The organism is Cellulomonas jepli (assembly GCF_047229345.1).
In the GTDB taxonomy this organism is placed as follows: Bacteria; Actinomycetota; Actinomycetes; order Actinomycetales; family Cellulomonadaceae; genus Cellulomonas_A.
The window spans coordinates 1-13,602 of the sequence record NZ_JBFTER010000125.1 but is presented as its reverse complement, the minus strand read 5'-3'; the positions used below and the strand labels follow the sequence as shown (position 1 = coordinate 13,602).

General features: G+C 74.8%; 13 protein-coding genes. 5 read left to right on the top strand and 8 right to left on the bottom strand.

The window, feature by feature from the left end:
- Nucleotides 1-441, bottom strand: a 441-nt coding sequence (locus AB6N24_RS20650) for a 4a-hydroxytetrahydrobiopterin dehydratase (protein ID WP_412871246.1), incomplete at its 3' end; no start/stop codon positions are given.
- Between the two features lie 177 nt (nucleotides 442-618).
- Here AB6N24_RS20650 and AB6N24_RS20645 point away from each other — a divergent pair.
- Both AB6N24_RS20645 and AB6N24_RS20640 read left to right on the top strand, forming a co-directional pair.
- Nucleotides 619-1,386 (top strand): MerR family transcriptional regulator, encoded by a 768-nt coding sequence (locus AB6N24_RS20645; protein ID WP_412871245.1) that lies wholly within the window; start codon nucleotides 619-621, stop codon nucleotides 1,384-1,386.
- Nucleotides 1,387-1,545: 159 nt separating this feature from the next.
- Nucleotides 1,546-2,112 carry a DoxX family protein gene (locus AB6N24_RS20640; RefSeq protein WP_412871244.1) on the top strand — a complete coding sequence of 189 codons (567 nt, stop codon included), beginning with the start codon at nucleotides 1,546-1,548 and terminating at the stop codon, nucleotides 2,110-2,112.
- A gap of 28 nt (nucleotides 2,113-2,140) precedes the next feature.
- Here the strand turns inward: AB6N24_RS20640 and AB6N24_RS20635 are convergent, their stop codons facing one another.
- Nucleotides 2,141-2,683, bottom strand: a complete 543-nt coding sequence (locus AB6N24_RS20635) for a GNAT family N-acetyltransferase (RefSeq protein ID WP_412871243.1) — start codon at nucleotides 2,681-2,683, stop codon at nucleotides 2,141-2,143.
- A 51-nt stretch (nucleotides 2,684-2,734) separates the two neighbouring features.
- Between AB6N24_RS20635 and AB6N24_RS20630 the strand changes: the two genes are divergently transcribed.
- Both AB6N24_RS20630 and AB6N24_RS20625 read left to right on the top strand, forming a co-directional pair.
- The gene (locus AB6N24_RS20630) at nucleotides 2,735-2,926 is read left to right on the top strand and encodes a hypothetical protein (protein WP_412871242.1); all 192 of its coding nucleotides are present in this window, start codon (nucleotides 2,735-2,737) and stop codon (nucleotides 2,924-2,926) included.
- Between the two features lie 4 nt (nucleotides 2,927-2,930).
- Complete coding sequence (locus AB6N24_RS20625; protein WP_412871241.1) at nucleotides 2,931-4,283, top strand: cryptochrome/photolyase family protein; 1,353 nt, start codon at nucleotides 2,931-2,933, stop codon at nucleotides 4,281-4,283.
- A 162-nt stretch (nucleotides 4,284-4,445) separates the two neighbouring features.
- On the opposite strand, the gene gatB is transcribed toward AB6N24_RS20625, so the two are convergent.
- From gatB to gatC, 3 genes are read right to left on the bottom strand one after another with little or no spacing between them, the layout of a single operon-like run.
- Nucleotides 4,446-5,957 carry an Asp-tRNA(Asn)/Glu-tRNA(Gln) amidotransferase subunit GatB gene (gene gatB / locus AB6N24_RS20620; protein ID WP_412871240.1) on the bottom strand — a complete coding sequence of 504 codons (1,512 nt, stop codon included), beginning with the start codon at nucleotides 5,955-5,957 and terminating at the stop codon, nucleotides 4,446-4,448.
- Nucleotides 5,954-7,468: an Asp-tRNA(Asn)/Glu-tRNA(Gln) amidotransferase subunit GatA gene (gatA, locus tag AB6N24_RS20615; protein WP_412871239.1), complete on the bottom strand. Its 1,515-nt coding sequence runs from the start codon at nucleotides 7,466-7,468 to the stop codon at nucleotides 5,954-5,956. The genes gatB and gatA overlap by 4 nt, the downstream gene beginning before the upstream one ends.
- Complete coding sequence (gatC, locus tag AB6N24_RS20610; protein ID WP_412871238.1) at nucleotides 7,468-7,764, bottom strand: Asp-tRNA(Asn)/Glu-tRNA(Gln) amidotransferase subunit GatC; 297 nt, start codon at nucleotides 7,762-7,764, stop codon at nucleotides 7,468-7,470. Before gatC ends, gatA begins: the two co-directional genes overlap by 1 nt.
- A 380-nt stretch (nucleotides 7,765-8,144) precedes the next feature.
- Here gatC and AB6N24_RS20605 point away from each other — a divergent pair, with 380 nt between their 5' ends.
- Nucleotides 8,145-10,103: an RICIN domain-containing protein gene (locus tag AB6N24_RS20605; RefSeq protein WP_412871237.1), complete on the top strand. Its 1,959-nt coding sequence runs from the start codon at nucleotides 8,145-8,147 to the stop codon at nucleotides 10,101-10,103.
- A 62-nt stretch (nucleotides 10,104-10,165) separates the two neighbouring features.
- Here AB6N24_RS20605 and AB6N24_RS20600 read toward each other — a convergent pair whose 3' ends face one another.
- The 3 genes from AB6N24_RS20600 to ligA form a co-directional block, all read right to left on the bottom strand.
- The gene (locus tag AB6N24_RS20600) at nucleotides 10,166-10,582 is read right to left on the bottom strand and encodes a pilus assembly protein CpaE (RefSeq protein WP_412871236.1); all 417 of its coding nucleotides are present in this window, start codon (nucleotides 10,580-10,582) and stop codon (nucleotides 10,166-10,168) included.
- Between the two features lie 110 nt (nucleotides 10,583-10,692).
- Nucleotides 10,693-12,039: a GNAT family N-acetyltransferase gene (locus tag AB6N24_RS20595; protein ID WP_412871235.1), complete on the bottom strand. Its 1,347-nt coding sequence runs from the start codon at nucleotides 12,037-12,039 to the stop codon at nucleotides 10,693-10,695.
- Nucleotides 12,032-13,602 (bottom strand): NAD-dependent DNA ligase LigA (gene ligA, locus AB6N24_RS20590; protein WP_412871234.1); only part of this gene is annotated, 1,571 nt, incomplete at its 5' end. The genes ligA and AB6N24_RS20595, both read right to left, overlap by 8 nt.

Here is a 13,602-nt window from a genome sequence, read left to right as displayed (position 1 = left end):
GAGCGCCGGGGACGGGTCGTCGGCCTCGGGCAGCTCCTCGGGGACGTAGCCGAGCACCGCGCGCCAGAACGGGTAGACCGCCGGGATGTCGAGGGCGTCGATCGCGACCTCGAGCGCGGACAGCACGGGCACCTCGGCCTCGAGCGCGAGCTCGTCGGCGACCGCGCTGACCGCCGCCGCGAGCTCGACGTCCTTCGCGGTCAGCCCGCCCGCGTCGTGCGTCAGCACCGACACCTGCACGCGCGGGTAGGACAGGTGGACGTCCGGGTGGTGGTTGAGCGCCTCCGCGACGGCCGCGACCCGGGTCGCGAGCTCGAGGCCGCGCTCGAACGACCCGGTGCGGAACGACGCGTGCAGCCGGTGGAGCAGGACGCGCCAGTGGCGGGCGTCGACCTGCGCGGAGACCTCGGTCGCGGTGAGCGTCGTCCTCGGCGTCGTCATCCGCCCAGCGTCCCACCCGGCACCCACGCGCACGAGGCCGTCGGTCCGGAGCGTGCGCGTTGTCCTCCCCAGCCATCGGGCGGCCGGCGCAGAATGGGGCTTGCAGTTGACGCTGCGTCAACTTCTAGCGTCAGGGACGACGGCGGACGGACCGCCGTCGGGACGAGGAGGCGGCACGTGCGGAGCGAGACCTGGACCATCGGGGACCTCGCGCGCCTGTCGGGAGTGACGTCCCGGACGCTGCGCCACTACGACGCGATCGGGCTCCTGGCCCCCGTCGACGTGGCAGCGGGCGGGCGCCGGCTCTACGGGCGCGACGAGCTGCTGCGGCTGCAGCAGATCCTCGTGCTCCGCGAGCTCGACGTCGACCTGCCCACCGTCGCCCGCGTGCTCGCGGCGGACGGCGAGCACGGCGTCCGGGCGGGGCTGCTGCGTGAGCACCACGCCCGGCTCGTGGCGGAGCGGGACCGGTTCGACCGGCTCGCAGCGACCGTCGCCTCGACCCTCGAGTCCCTGGAAGGGGGGCACGACATGGCAGCGAAGGACCTGTACGCAGGCTTCGACAACAGCCAGTACGACGCCGAGGCGCGCGAGCGCTGGGGCGACGAGGCGGTGAACCGCAGCAACGACACCTGGGCCCGGCTCGGCGCGGACGGGCAGGCGGCGCACCACCGCGAGAGCCAGGCGATCGGCGAGGGGCTCGCGGCCTGCCTGGCCGAGGGCCTCGCGCCGGACGACGAGCGCACGCAGGGGCTCGTCGCGCGCCACTTCGCGCAGATCGCGACGTTCTGGACGCCGAACCGCGAGTCGTACCGCGGGCTCGGTCAGATGTACGTCGACGACGAGCGCTTCACGGCGACGTACGACGCGTTCGCGCCGGGCCTCGCGGTGTACCTGCGCGACGCGATCGACGTCTGGGCCGAGCGGCTCCCGTCGGGCGCCTGACGGTCCGCCCGATCCACGTCCGAGCCGGATCCGCCTGCTGGGACGCCACCCAATCGTTTCACTCGGGGGTGGTGTCCCAGCAGGCAAGACAAGTCGACGATCGGACGGCAGAGGTCACGCTACGGTCACGGCTCCGCTGACCCTGAAGGAGCGCCCGCCATGACTGCCTCACCCGTCGCACCGGCCCGCACCCAGAGCGACCAGCACGACACCGACCTCCCGGAGCCCGCCCTGTTCGCCGGCGCCCGCCGGGCGCTCGCCGCCCTCCGGATCGCCCTCGGGCTCGTCTTCCTGTGGCCCTTCCTCGACAAGACGTTCGGCCTCGGGTACGCCACGCCGGCCGAGGGCGCGTGGATCAACGGCGGGACCCCCAGCCAGGGTTACCTGCTGCACGGCGTGACCGGGCCCGCGAAGGACCTCTTCGCGTCGATCGCGAGCCCCGTCTCGGACTGGCTGTTCATGCTCGGGATGCTCGGCGTCGGGCTCGCGCTGCTGCTCGGCATCGGGCTGCGCGTCGCCGCGGTCGCCGCCGCGCTCCTCATGGTGCCGCTCTACGTCGCGGCCTGGCCCTTCGCGGCGGGCAGCCAGAACCCCGTCGTCGACCAGCACCTGGTCTACACGCTCGCCGCGATCGCCCTCGCCGCGACGCTCGCCGGCGACACCTGGGGCCTCGGACGCCCGTGGTCGCGGCTCGCGCTCGTCCGCGCCAACCCCTGGCTGCGCTGACCCGCGCGACCGCCGGGCGGCGCGGCGCTCAGTCGAGCTGCGCCGCCCGGAACTCGTCCTCGAGCATCCCCATGACGACCGAGTCGCACCACCGGTCGCCGTCGCGGTACGCGTCGCGCAGCCGGCCCTCGTGGCGGAACCCGATGTTCTCGTAGATCGCGATCGCCCGGTGGTTGATGCTCAGCACGTCGAGCCCCACGCGGTGCAGCCCGAGACCGTCGAACGCGAGCCCGAGCACGAGCTGGATCGCCTCCGTGCCGTAGCCACGCCCGCGGTACGCGGGGCGCATCACGAGGCGCAGGTTGGCGCTGCGCACCACGGGGTCGATGTCGTTGAGGACGATCTCCCCGCGGTACTCGTCCGAGCCGCTCGTGACGGCGAGGTCGATGCGGTCCTCGTGCGTCGAGATCGTGGCGCACCACTCCGCGATCTGCTCGCGCGTGAACGTCGCGGTCGTGCCCGTGAGACGCATGCCCTCGGGGTCGTGCACCAGGTCCCACATCGCGTCGGCGTCGTCCGCGCGGACGGGTCGCAGCCGGATCATCTCGCCCTGGAGCGTCGGCTTCTCCATCGGTCCGTTCCTCCTGATCGTGGCCCCCACCGGCGAGCCTACGGACAGCGGGTGACCACCATGTTTCGCCGCGCGGCACGAGGCGCCGTCACGGTCGTCCTCGACCGCGCCCGCCACCGCGCCCGCCACCGCGACCGCGACCGCGACCGCGACCGCGTCCGCGTCCGCGTCCGGACGACGCTGCCCGACGAGGGCTCGGCCGGGAGCTCCCCGCGCCGCACCCGCGCCGCGCGGCTAGCGTGACCCGGTGACCGCGATCCACTGGTTCCGACGCGACCTGCGCCTCGCGGACAACCCCGCACTCCTCGCCGCCGCCGACGACGGCCGCGACGTCGTGCCGCTGTTCGTGCTCGACGACGCCCTGCTGGCGAGGTCGGGCGCGCCGCGCCGGGCGTACCTCCTGCGCAGCCTGCGCGCGCTCGACGACGCGACCGGCGGACGCCTGGTGGTGCGCCGCGGCGCTCCCCGCGAGGTGCTCCCCGACGTCGCCCGGGAGGTCGACGCCGACGAGGTCCACGTGGCGTCGTCGTACGAGCCCGCCGGCCGACGCCGCGACGAGCAGGTCCGGGCCGCTCTCGCGGCGCGGGCCACGGCGGTCGTCGAGACCGGCTCCCCCTACGCCGTCGCCCCCGGGCGCCTCCTGACCGGCGGCGGGACCCCGTTCCAGGTGTTCACCCCGTTCCGCACGGCCTGGCTCGCGCACGGCTGGCGGGCACCCGCGACCGGCCCGGCACCGCGCTGGGCCGAGGGCCTCCGCAGCGACGGGCTGCCCGACGAGCCCGGGCTCGACGACCTCGACCTGCCCGAGGCCGGGGAGGCCGCCGCGCACGAGCGGTGGGGGGCGATGCTCGACGACGGCCTCGCCGGGTACGCGGACGACCGGAACAGGCCCGACCTCGACGCGACGTCGCGCCTGTCGCCCGCGCTCAAGTGGGGCGAGATCCACCCGCGCACGCTGCTCGCCGACCTCGCGCGCAGCCGCAGCGACGGCGCCGCGGCGTTCCGCTCCGAGCTCGCGTGGCGCGAGTTCCACGCCGACGTGCTGTTCCACCACCCGACCGCGTCGTGGCAGTCGCTGCGTCAGGTCGCGCCCGACGACTCGTGGGTGGCCGGCGAGCGCGAGACCGCCGCGCTCGAGGTGTGGGCCGCCGGTCGCACCGGGTACCCCTTCGTCGACGCCGGGATGCGCCAGCTGCGCGCCGAGGGCTGGATGCACGGGCGCCTGCGCATGGTCACCGCGTCGTTCCTGATCAAGGACCTGCACGTCGCGTGGCAGCGCGGGGCCGCGCACTTCATGCGCTGGCTCGTCGACGGCGACGTGCCGCAGAACCAGCTCAACTGGCAGTGGGTCGCCGGCACCGGACGCGACGCCGCCCCGTACTTCCGGGTGTTCAACCCGGTGACGCAGGGGCGCACGCTCGACCCCGACGGCGCGTACGTGCGGCGCTGGGTGCCCGAGCTGCGCGGGATCCCGGGCGCGGCGGTGCACGAGCCGTGGAAGCTGCCGCGCGCGGCGGCGCCGGACTACCCCGAGCGGGTCGTCGACCACGCCGAGGAGCGGAAGGTCGCGCTCGACGCGCACGCGCGCCGGTCCCGCTGAGACGACCGACGGCGGAGGGCTCGGCCCGGGGCGACGACGGGGACCCGCTCCTGGCGGCTCCCCCGCACCCGTCGGTCGCCACCGTCCCCCGACGCACGACGACGGCGACCGGCCCCCGAGGGGACCGACCGCCGTCGGGTGCTGCTGCGGGTGCCTCGGGCCTCAGCCCTGCGCGACGCGCTCGAGCACGAGCTCGCGCACGCGGCCCGCGTCGGCCTGGCCGCGCGTGGCCTTCATGACCGCGCCGATGATCGCTCCCACCGGGCCGAGGTTGCCCGAGCGGATCTTCTCGGCGATGTCCGGCTGGCCCGCGAGCGCGGCGTCGATCGCCTCGAGCAGCGGGCCGTCGTCGGACACGACCTCGAGCCCGCGCGCGACGACGACCTGCTCGGGGCCGCCCTCGCCCGCGAGCACGCCCTCGAGCACCTGGCGCGCGAGCTTGTCGTTGATCCGGCCGGCGTCGACGAGCGCCTGGAGCTCGCCGATCTGCGTCGGGGTGATCGGCAGCTCGGCGAGCTCGACCTCCTGCTGCTTCGCGGTGCGGGCCAGCTCGCCCATCCACCACTTGCGCGCGGCGGCCGGGCTCGCGCCCGCGACGATGGTCGCCTCGATGAGCTCGATGGCGCCGGCGTTGACGACGTCGCGCATCTCGGCGTCGGCGTAGCCCCACTCCCCCTGCAGCCGGCGACGGCGGGCCGCGGGCAGCTCGGGGAGCGCGGCACGGATCTCCTCGACCCACGCGCGGTCCGGCGCGATCGGCACGAGGTCCGGCTCGGGGAAGTAGCGGTAGTCCTCGGCGTCGGACTTCACGCGGCCCGGCGTGGTGCTGCCGGTGTCCTCGTGCCAGTGCCGGGTCTCCTGGACGATGGTGCCGCCCGCGTCGAGCACCGCCGCCTGGCGGGACACCTCGTAGCGGACCGCACGCTCGACCGACCGGAACGAGTTGACGTTCTTGGTCTCGGTGCGCGTGCCGAGCGGCGACTCCGGGGTCGGGCGCAGCGACAGGTTGACGTCGGCGCGGACGTTGCCGCGCTCCATCCGCGCCTCCGAGACGCCGAGCGTGCGGAAGATGTCGCGGAGCGTCTGCACGTACGCGCGGGCGACCTCGGGGACGCGCGCGCCCGCACCCGTGATGGGGCGCGTCACGATCTCGACGAGCGGGATCCCGGCGCGGTTGTAGTCGACGAGCGAGTACTCGGCGCCGTGGATGCGCCCGGTCGAGCCGCCGACGTGCGTGTTCTTGCCGGCGTCCTCCTCCATGTGGGCGCGCTCGATCTCGACCCGGAACGTCGACCCGTCCTCGAGCTCCACGTCGATCCACCCGTCGAACGCGATGGGCTCGTCGTACTGGGACGTCTGGAAGTTCTTCGGGACGTCCGGGTAGAAGTAGTTCTTCCGCGCGAACCGGCAGCGCTCGGCGATCTGGCAGTTCAGCGCGAGGCCGATGCGGATCGCGTACTCCACGGCGGTGCCGTTGACGACGGGCAGGGCGCCGGGCAGCCCGAGCGAGACCGGCGTGACGGCGGTGTTGGGCTCCTCGCCGAACGTCTGCGGCGCCGCGTCGAACATCTTGGTGCGCGTGCCGAGCTCGACGTGCACCTCGATGCCGAGCACCGGGTCGAACCGCGCCACGGCCTCGTCGTAGTCGACCAGGACGACGGTCTGCGTGCTCATCGCGCCACCTCCAGCTCCGGCGCGCGGTCGAGGATCGACCCGCCCCACTGCGCCTCGAGCAGCGCCTCGAGCGCCGCCCCCACCCGGTAGAGCCGGTCGTCGGCCTTCGCGGGTGCGAGCACCTGGAAGCCGACCGGCAGGCCGTCGTCGGACAGGCCGTTGGGGACCGAGAGGCCCGGGACTCCCGCGAGGTTCGCGGGGATGGTCGCGACGTCGTTGAGGTACATCGCGAGCGGGTCGTCGAGCTTCTCGCCGAGCCTGAACGCCGTGGTCGGCGCCGTCGGCGAGACCAGCACGTCGGCCTTCGTGAAGGCGGCGTCGAAGTCGCGCTGGATGAGCGTGCGGACCTTCTGCGCGCTGCCGTAGTACGCGTCGTAGTACCCGGCGGACAGCGCGTACGTGCCGAGGATGATGCGCCGCTTGACCTCGTCGCCGAAGCCGGCTCCGCGCGTCGCGCCCATGACGCGCTCGGCGGTCACGGGGCCGTCGGTGGGCTCGACGCGCAGGCCGAAGCGCATGCCGTCGAACTTCGCCAGGTTGCTCGACGCCTCGCTGGGCAGGATCAGGTAGTAGGCGCCGAGGGCGTAGGTGAAGTGCGGGCACGAGACCTCGACGATCTCGGCGCCCGCTCCGCGCAGCACGTCGAGCGACTCGGCGAACCGCGCGCTGACGCCGGGCTGGTAGCCCTCGCCGGTGAGCTCGGTGACGACGCCGACGCGCACGCCGGTCAGGTCGCCCGTGAGGCCTTGGCGCGCCGCGGCGACGAGCCCCGGCAGCGGCTCGTCGATCGAGGTGGAGTCGCGCGGGTCGTGGCCGCCGATGAGCTCGTGCAGCAGCGCCGAGTCGAGCACCGTGCGCGTGACGGGGCCGGCCTGGTCGAGGCTCGACGCGAGCGCGATGAGCCCGTACCGCGAGACGCCGCCGTACGTCGGCTTGACGCCGACCGTGCCGGTGACGGCCGCGGGCTGACGGATCGAGCCGCCGGTGTCGGTGCCGATCGCCAGGGGTGCCTCGAACGCGGCGACCGCCGCCGCCGAGCCGCCGCCCGAGCCGCCGGGGATCCGGTCGAGGTCCCAGGGGTTGTGCGTGTTGCCGAACGCGGAGTGCTCGGTGCTCGAGCCCATCGCGAACTCGTCCATGTTCGTCTTGCCGAGGATCGGCAGGCCCGCGGCCTTGATCCGCTCGACGAGGGTCGCGTCGTACGGCGGGACCCAGTTCTCGAGGATCTTCGAGCCCGCGGTCGTCGGCAGGCCCTTCGTGACGATGATGTCCTTGACCGCGATGGGCACGCCCGCGAGCGTGTGGAGCTGCTCGCCGGCCGCGCGCCGGGCATCCACGTCGCGTGCAGTCGCGAGCGCCTCCTCGCCGCTGACGTGCAGGAACGCGTGCACGGCGGGCTCGACGGCGGCGATCCGGTCGAGGTGGGCCTGCGTGGCCTCGACGCTCGAGACGTCGCCGGCGGCGAGGCGCTCGGCGAGGTCGGCGGCGGTGAGCCGCGTGAGGTCGCTCATCAGTCCTCCTCCAAGATCTGCGGGACGAGGAACTTGCCGTCGCGCGCGGCCGGGGCGCCCGCGAGGGCGTCGGCGGCGAGCAGCGGGGCCTCGGGGACGTCCGCGCGGAAGACGTTGGTGAGCGGGAGCGGGTGGCTCGTGGCGGGCACGTCGGGCGTGGCGACCTCGCTGACCCGCGCGACCGACTCGACGATCACGTCGAGCTCGCCCGCGAGACGGTCGAGCTCGGCGGGCGTCAGGTCGATCCGGGCCAGGGCTGCCACGCGCGCGACCTCGTCGCGGGAGAGGTTGGACATGGGGGAAGTCTAGGGCGTGCGGGCGTCCGACCGACCGAGCGGCGCGGCGTCGACCACGGCCGCGGGACCCTGGCCGGGCCGTCCTCCGACGCCGCCACCGTCCGCGGGACGAAACGTTCTACAACGTTGACATACGGACCTTGCGCGCACTACCCCTGGAGGTCCAGCACGCGCTACCGGTCCGCACCACGACGACGTGGCACCGGTGGCCTCCGCAGCCGCACCGGCGAGGGGCGCGACCCGCCCGCACCGGAGCACCACAACCGTCCGTGGCGCCCGTCGCCGCTGCCCCGCCCCCCTCCGTCGCACGCTCGGCCTGTCCCGCCGAGCCGCCCGCCCGCCCGATGTGAGCGCTCACACCGCCCACCGAGAGGACCCTCATGCCTTCCCTCCCCCGCCGACGTCGTCCCGACCGCGCCGCCGTCACGCACCTCGCTGCCCGAACGCTGCTGCGCCGGCTCGCCGCCGCCGCGGGCGCCGCCGTGCTGGTCGCTGCCGCCCTCGTCGTCCCCGTCGCCCCCGTCGCGCCCGCGACGGCGGTCGGCGAGGACACCGTCCGCAACCCGCTCCTCCCGAACGGCGCGGACCCGTGGCTGCAGTTCCACGACGGCAGCTACTACCTCGCGACCACCACCTGGAGCTCCCAGCTCGTCATGCGGAAGTCGCCGACCCTCGCCGGCCTGCGCACCGCCGCGCCCGTGCACGTGTGGTCGGAGACCGCCGCCGACAGCGGGTTCAACTTCTGGGCTCCGGAGTTCCACCGGCTGACCGGTCCCAACGGCACGCGCTGGTACCTCATGTACACCTCGGGGACGAGCGCGAACCTCGACGGCCAGAAGCTCCGCGTGCTCGAGAGCGCGGGCGACGACCCGATGGGCCCGTACACGTTCCGCAGCACGCCCATGCCGAACAGCTGGAACATCGACGGCAGCTACCTGACTGTCGGCAACCAGCTCTACCTGCTGTGGTCCGAGTGGCAGGGCCCCGACCAGAGCCTGTGGATCTCGCGCATGACCAACCCCTGGACCGTCACGGGGTCGCGCGTGCTCATCTCGCGGCCCACGCACGGCTGGGAGACGCAGGGCGGCCGGACCAACGAGGCGCCCGAGGTGATCCAGCGGGGCGGCCGGACGCACGTCGTGTACTCGGCGAGCTCGTGCAACACGCCCGACTACACGCTCGGCCTGCTCACGCTCACCGGGAGCGACCCCATGTCGGCGTCGTCCTGGAGCAAGCGCTCGACGCCCGTCTTCCAGCGCGGCAACGGCGTGTACGGCCCGGGGCACAACGGGTTCTTCCGGTCCCCCGACGGGACCCAGGACTGGATCGTGTACCACGGCAACGCGTCCACCTCGCAGGGCTGCGGGGACACCCGCTCGACCCGCGCGCAGCCGTTCACCTGGGCGTCGGACGGCACCCCGGTCTTCGGGACCCCCGCGTCGACGAGCACCGACGTCGCGGTGCCGTCCGGGGAGAAGGGCCCGATCACCGCGGCCGTCGAGGGCGCCGCGTACACGCTCGTGAACCGCGGCACGTCCCGCTGCGCCGGCGTGACCGGGAGCTCGGGGGCCGACGGCGCCGACGTCGCCCAGCACGGCTGCGACACCGCGTCGAGCCGCTGGGTCCTCGACCCGACCGCCGACGGGTACTACCGGCTCGTCAACAAGGCGAGCAGCAAGGTCGTCGACGTCGCGGACTGCGGCTCCGCCGACGGCACGGACGTGCGCCAGTGGGCGTGGCTCGACAACGCGTGCCAGCAGTGGCAGGTCACCCCGACGACCGGCGGCTGGTCGCGGCTCACCAACCGCGCGACCGGCAAGGTGCTCGACCTGGCCGGCTGCGGCACGGCCGACGCGACGAACATCCGGATCTGGACGTCGAACGGCTCGACGTGCCAGCAGTGGCGCCTCGCCCCCACCGGGACCCTCGCGGTCGTGAGCAGCCAGAGCGGCAAGGTCCTCGACGTGGCGGACTGCTCGACGGCGTCCGGCGCGTCGGTGCGCTCCTGGGCCTGGAACGGCGCCGCGTGCCAGCGGTGGACGTTCGCGCACACCGACGACGGCTACTACCGCGTGCAGCCGGCGTCGTCGCCCGGCAGCTGCCTCGTCGTGGGGTCCGGCTCGACGGCCGACGGCGCCGCGCTGCGGCAGGGCGCGTGCACCGCGACGGGCAGCCAGTGGCGCGTCGAGCCGCTCGCCGACGGCTCGGTGCGGCTCGTCGCGCGGCACAGCGGCAAGGTGCTCGACCTGTCGGGCTGCGGGCTCGCGAACGGGACGGCGCTCGTGCAGTGGCCGTGGCTCGACAACATCTGCCAGCGCTTCACGCTGCGCAGCGTCTGACGGGCTCGTCGGGGACGAGGGCCGGGCGTGCAGCCGGTTCTCGGCCCCGGCGGGCGCGGAGGTCAGACGCGGTCGACCGCGGCGGTGACCAGCGCGAGCAGCGCGTCGGCGTACGCGTCACCGGCGTCGTCGGCCCGGAAGCCGCGCGGGCCCCGGCCCGGGAGGTCGACCTCGACCTCGAAGCCGTCCTCGACGCGGGTCAGGCTCCGGAACGTCCCGCCGAGCAGCTCACGCAGCTGGTCCTCGCCGGGCAGCCAGACCGCGTCCTCCTGCGCCACGGAGTCGAGCGCCCACTCGGTCGTGCCGTTGAACCCGAGCACCGTGCCGGTCGAGAACTCGTGCGCCTCGATCATCATGTCCGAGATCGTGAAGACCTCGCCGCTGAGGTCCGGCTGGCGCAGCGTGAAGCGGTCGCCCGAGCGCGGCCGCCAGCGCAGGCCGGCCGAGTGGAGCAGCAGGGCACGGTCCACCGAGATCATCCGCCCAGTATCGGGTCGGCGGTCACGGACCGCGCGGCGGAGCGGCTCCGCGGCGCAGGGCGGTGGCGCGGCGGAAGGGCGACGTCAGCTGGAGGTCGAGGGCTCGGCGGTCAGCAGCCGCCCGCGGTTGACGCGCCCGCGGCGGTCGGGCGCTCGCAGTACTCGTAGACCTCCGCGGCCTGGAACCCGGCACCGAGGTAGAGCGCGCGGGCGCCGGCGTTGTGCTCCTCGACCTGCAGGAACGCGCGAATCGCTCCGCGCCCGGCCGCGTCGTGCAGAGCGAGGTCCGTGAGCCGGCGGCCGAGCCCCCGGCGGCGCGCCCGCCCGGCGACCATGAGGCAGGACAGCCCGACCCACTCGCCGGCCCGAGCAGCGCGGACGACGCCGACGACGCCGTGCTCGTCCCACGCCGTGGCGTACCGCGCGCGGGTGCCGGCGACCACCCGGCGCGCGAGGCCGAGGTCGACGCCGCCGTTCGCCTTGACCGCGAGCCAGCCCCTGAGCCAGTCGTCGTCGGGGTCGTCGGCGAACGTCACGCGCAGCGGGTCGTCCGACGGAGCCGGGGTGCCGTCGTCGGGCTCGGCCGCGACCTCGACGTCCCGGACGAGGACCGACGTGCGGGAGACCGTCGCGTAGCCCCGCTCGGCCAGACGGGTCGCGAGGTCCGCGGGGCGGCTCGCCGCGCACACCCGGAACACCGTCGGCAGGCCCGCCGCGGCGTACCGCTCCTCGGCCTCGGCGATCGCGGCGTCGACGTCCGCGGGCTCACCCAGCGGGACGACGCTGTTCGCCCGCCGCGTGAAGCCCCCGGAGAGCCCGAGGCGCCACGGGCCGACCTCGACCACGTCGACCGGGCGCCACGTCGCGGTCTCGACCTCGGCGCCGGGTGGCTGCGGCGCGTCCCACACGTGCACCCGGACGCGCACCCCCTCGTGCTGCCAGTCGCGCTCGGGCGCCGGGACGAAGCCGAGACGCCCGTACAGCCGCTGGGCCGCCTGCATCGCGTCGAACGTCGAGAGGACGACCCGACGGTGCCCGGACGTGACGGCGTGGTCGAGCGCGGAGCGCATGAGCGCCTCGGCGGCCCCGCGGCGGCGCGCCTCCGGTGCGACGGCGAGCATCCGGATCTCGGCCTCCCCCGGCTCGGCGACCTCGGCGTACGAGGTGCCGGCGGGGGCGAGCGTCACCGTGCCGACGACGACGCCCTCGCCGCCCGCCTCGTCGGGCGCTCCCGCCCGGTCGTGGTGCGCGGGCCGCGAGGCGCGGGTCGGCGTCGGCGGCACCAGCGCGACGAGCAGCACCGCCTCCTGCGCGCGGCGCTCGGCGTCCCGCAGCTCGACGGTGTAGTCGTCCTCGGGCCGCAGGAGGCGGTCCGCGTGGTACGCCTCCGCCGTGAGCGCGCCGACGTCGCGCAGCTCCCGCGCACCTGCCGCGACGCGCACCCGCACGTCACCCACGGGGAAGCTCCTCGGCGTCGTCCTGCTCGTCGCCGCCGTCGTCCGGCGTGGCCCCGGCACCGGGACCTGCACCGTCGCCCGCGGGTCCGTGTCCGCCCGTGGCACCGTCCACCGCCGCACCGGCACCGTCCACCGTCGCACCGGTCGCACCGGCGTCCTCGGACACCGCACCGTCCGCCGCCGAGGAGCCCGGCTCCGCGGAGCCGTCGACGCCGTCGTCCGCGACCGGGTCCCCCACACCCGCGGGCCCGTGCTCGAGCAGCGCCACGAAGCCCGCCTCGTCGAGGATGCGCAGCCCGAGCTCGCGCGCCTTCGCCTCCTTCGAGCCGGCGTTCTCGCCGACGACCACGTAGTCGGTCTTCTTCGACACGCTCCCGGACGCCTTCCCGCCGCGCGCGATGATCGCCTCCTTCGCCCCGTCGCGGCTCAGCCCCTCGAGGCTCCCGGTGACGACCACGGTCAGGCCGGTCAGCGTGCGCGGCACCGACGCGTCGCGCTCGTCGGCGAGCCGGACGCCGGCGTCGCGCCACTTGCGGACGATCTCGCGGTGCCACCGCTCGTCCTCGGACGCCGCGTCGGGCTGGTCGAACCACGCGCGGACGGCGGCGGCGATCGTCGGCCCCACGCCCTCCGTCGAGGCCAGCTCCTCCTCGCTCGCCGCCTCGATCGCGTCGAGCGAGCCGAACTCGGTCGCGAGCGCCCGGGCGGCCGTCGGCCCGACGTGCCGGACCGACAGGGCGACCAGGACCCGCCACAGCGCGGTGTCCTTCGCCTTCTCGAGGTTCGCGAGCAGGTTCTCGCCGACCGCGTTGAGGTCGCCGGCCTCGCGCTGGCGGCCCTTGACCTTGGACCTCGTCGAGAGCACGAACTGCGGGACGCGGCGCAGCGCGTCGGCGTCGAGCGCGAACAGGTCGCCCTCGTCCGTCAGCACGCCCGCGTCGAGCAGGCTCGCGGCAGCCTCCCAGCCGAGCGCCTCGATGTCGAAGGCACCCCGCGAGGCGACGTGGAAGACGCGCTCGCGCAGCTGCGACGGGCACGAGCGGCTGTTGGGGCAGCGCACGTCGACGTCGCCCTCCTTGGCCGGCGCGAGCGCGGTGCCGCACGACGGGCAGTGCGTCGGCATCGCGAACGCGCGCTCGGAGCCGTCGCGGAGGTCGACGACGGGGCCCACGATCTCGGGGATGACGTCCCCGGCCTTGCGCAGCACGACGGTGTCGCCGATGAGCACGCCCTTGCGCGCGACCTCGCTCGCGTTGTGCAGCGTCGCCATCGCGACCGTCGAGCCGGAGACGAGCACGGGCTCCATGACGCCGTACGGGGTGACGCGACCGGTCCGGCCGACGTTGACGCGGATGTCGAGGAGCTTCGTGTTCACCTCCTCGGGCGGGTACTTGTACGCGATCGCCCAGCGCGGCGCCCGGCTCGTCGACCCGAGCCGGCGCTGCAGCGCGATCTCGTCGACCTTGAGCACGATGCCGTCGATCTCGTGCTCGACGTCGTGCCGGTGCTCGCCGTAGTGGTCGATCATCTGCTGCGCCTCGGGCAGCCCCGGGACGACGCGCG

Coding starts and splice junctions, on each gene's coding strand:
- AB6N24_RS20640 (WP_412871244.1), top strand. CDS start 1,546: ATGACTGCCTCACCCGTCGCACCGGCCCGCACCCAGAGCGACCAGCAC.
- AB6N24_RS20600 (WP_412871236.1), bottom strand. CDS start 10,582: ATGATCTCGGTGGACCGTGCCCTGCTGCTCCACTCGGCCGGCCTGCGC.
- AB6N24_RS20605 (WP_412871237.1), top strand. CDS start 8,145: ATGCCTTCCCTCCCCCGCCGACGTCGTCCCGACCGCGCCGCCGTCACG.
- AB6N24_RS20635 (WP_412871243.1), bottom strand. CDS start 2,683: ATGGAGAAGCCGACGCTCCAGGGCGAGATGATCCGGCTGCGACCCGTC.
- gatB (WP_412871240.1), bottom strand. CDS start 5,957: ATGAGCACGCAGACCGTCGTCCTGGTCGACTACGACGAGGCCGTGGCG.
- gatA (WP_412871239.1), bottom strand. CDS start 7,468: ATGAGCGACCTCACGCGGCTCACCGCCGCCGACCTCGCCGAGCGCCTC.
- gatC (WP_412871238.1), bottom strand. CDS start 7,764: ATGTCCAACCTCTCCCGCGACGAGGTCGCGCGCGTGGCAGCCCTGGCC.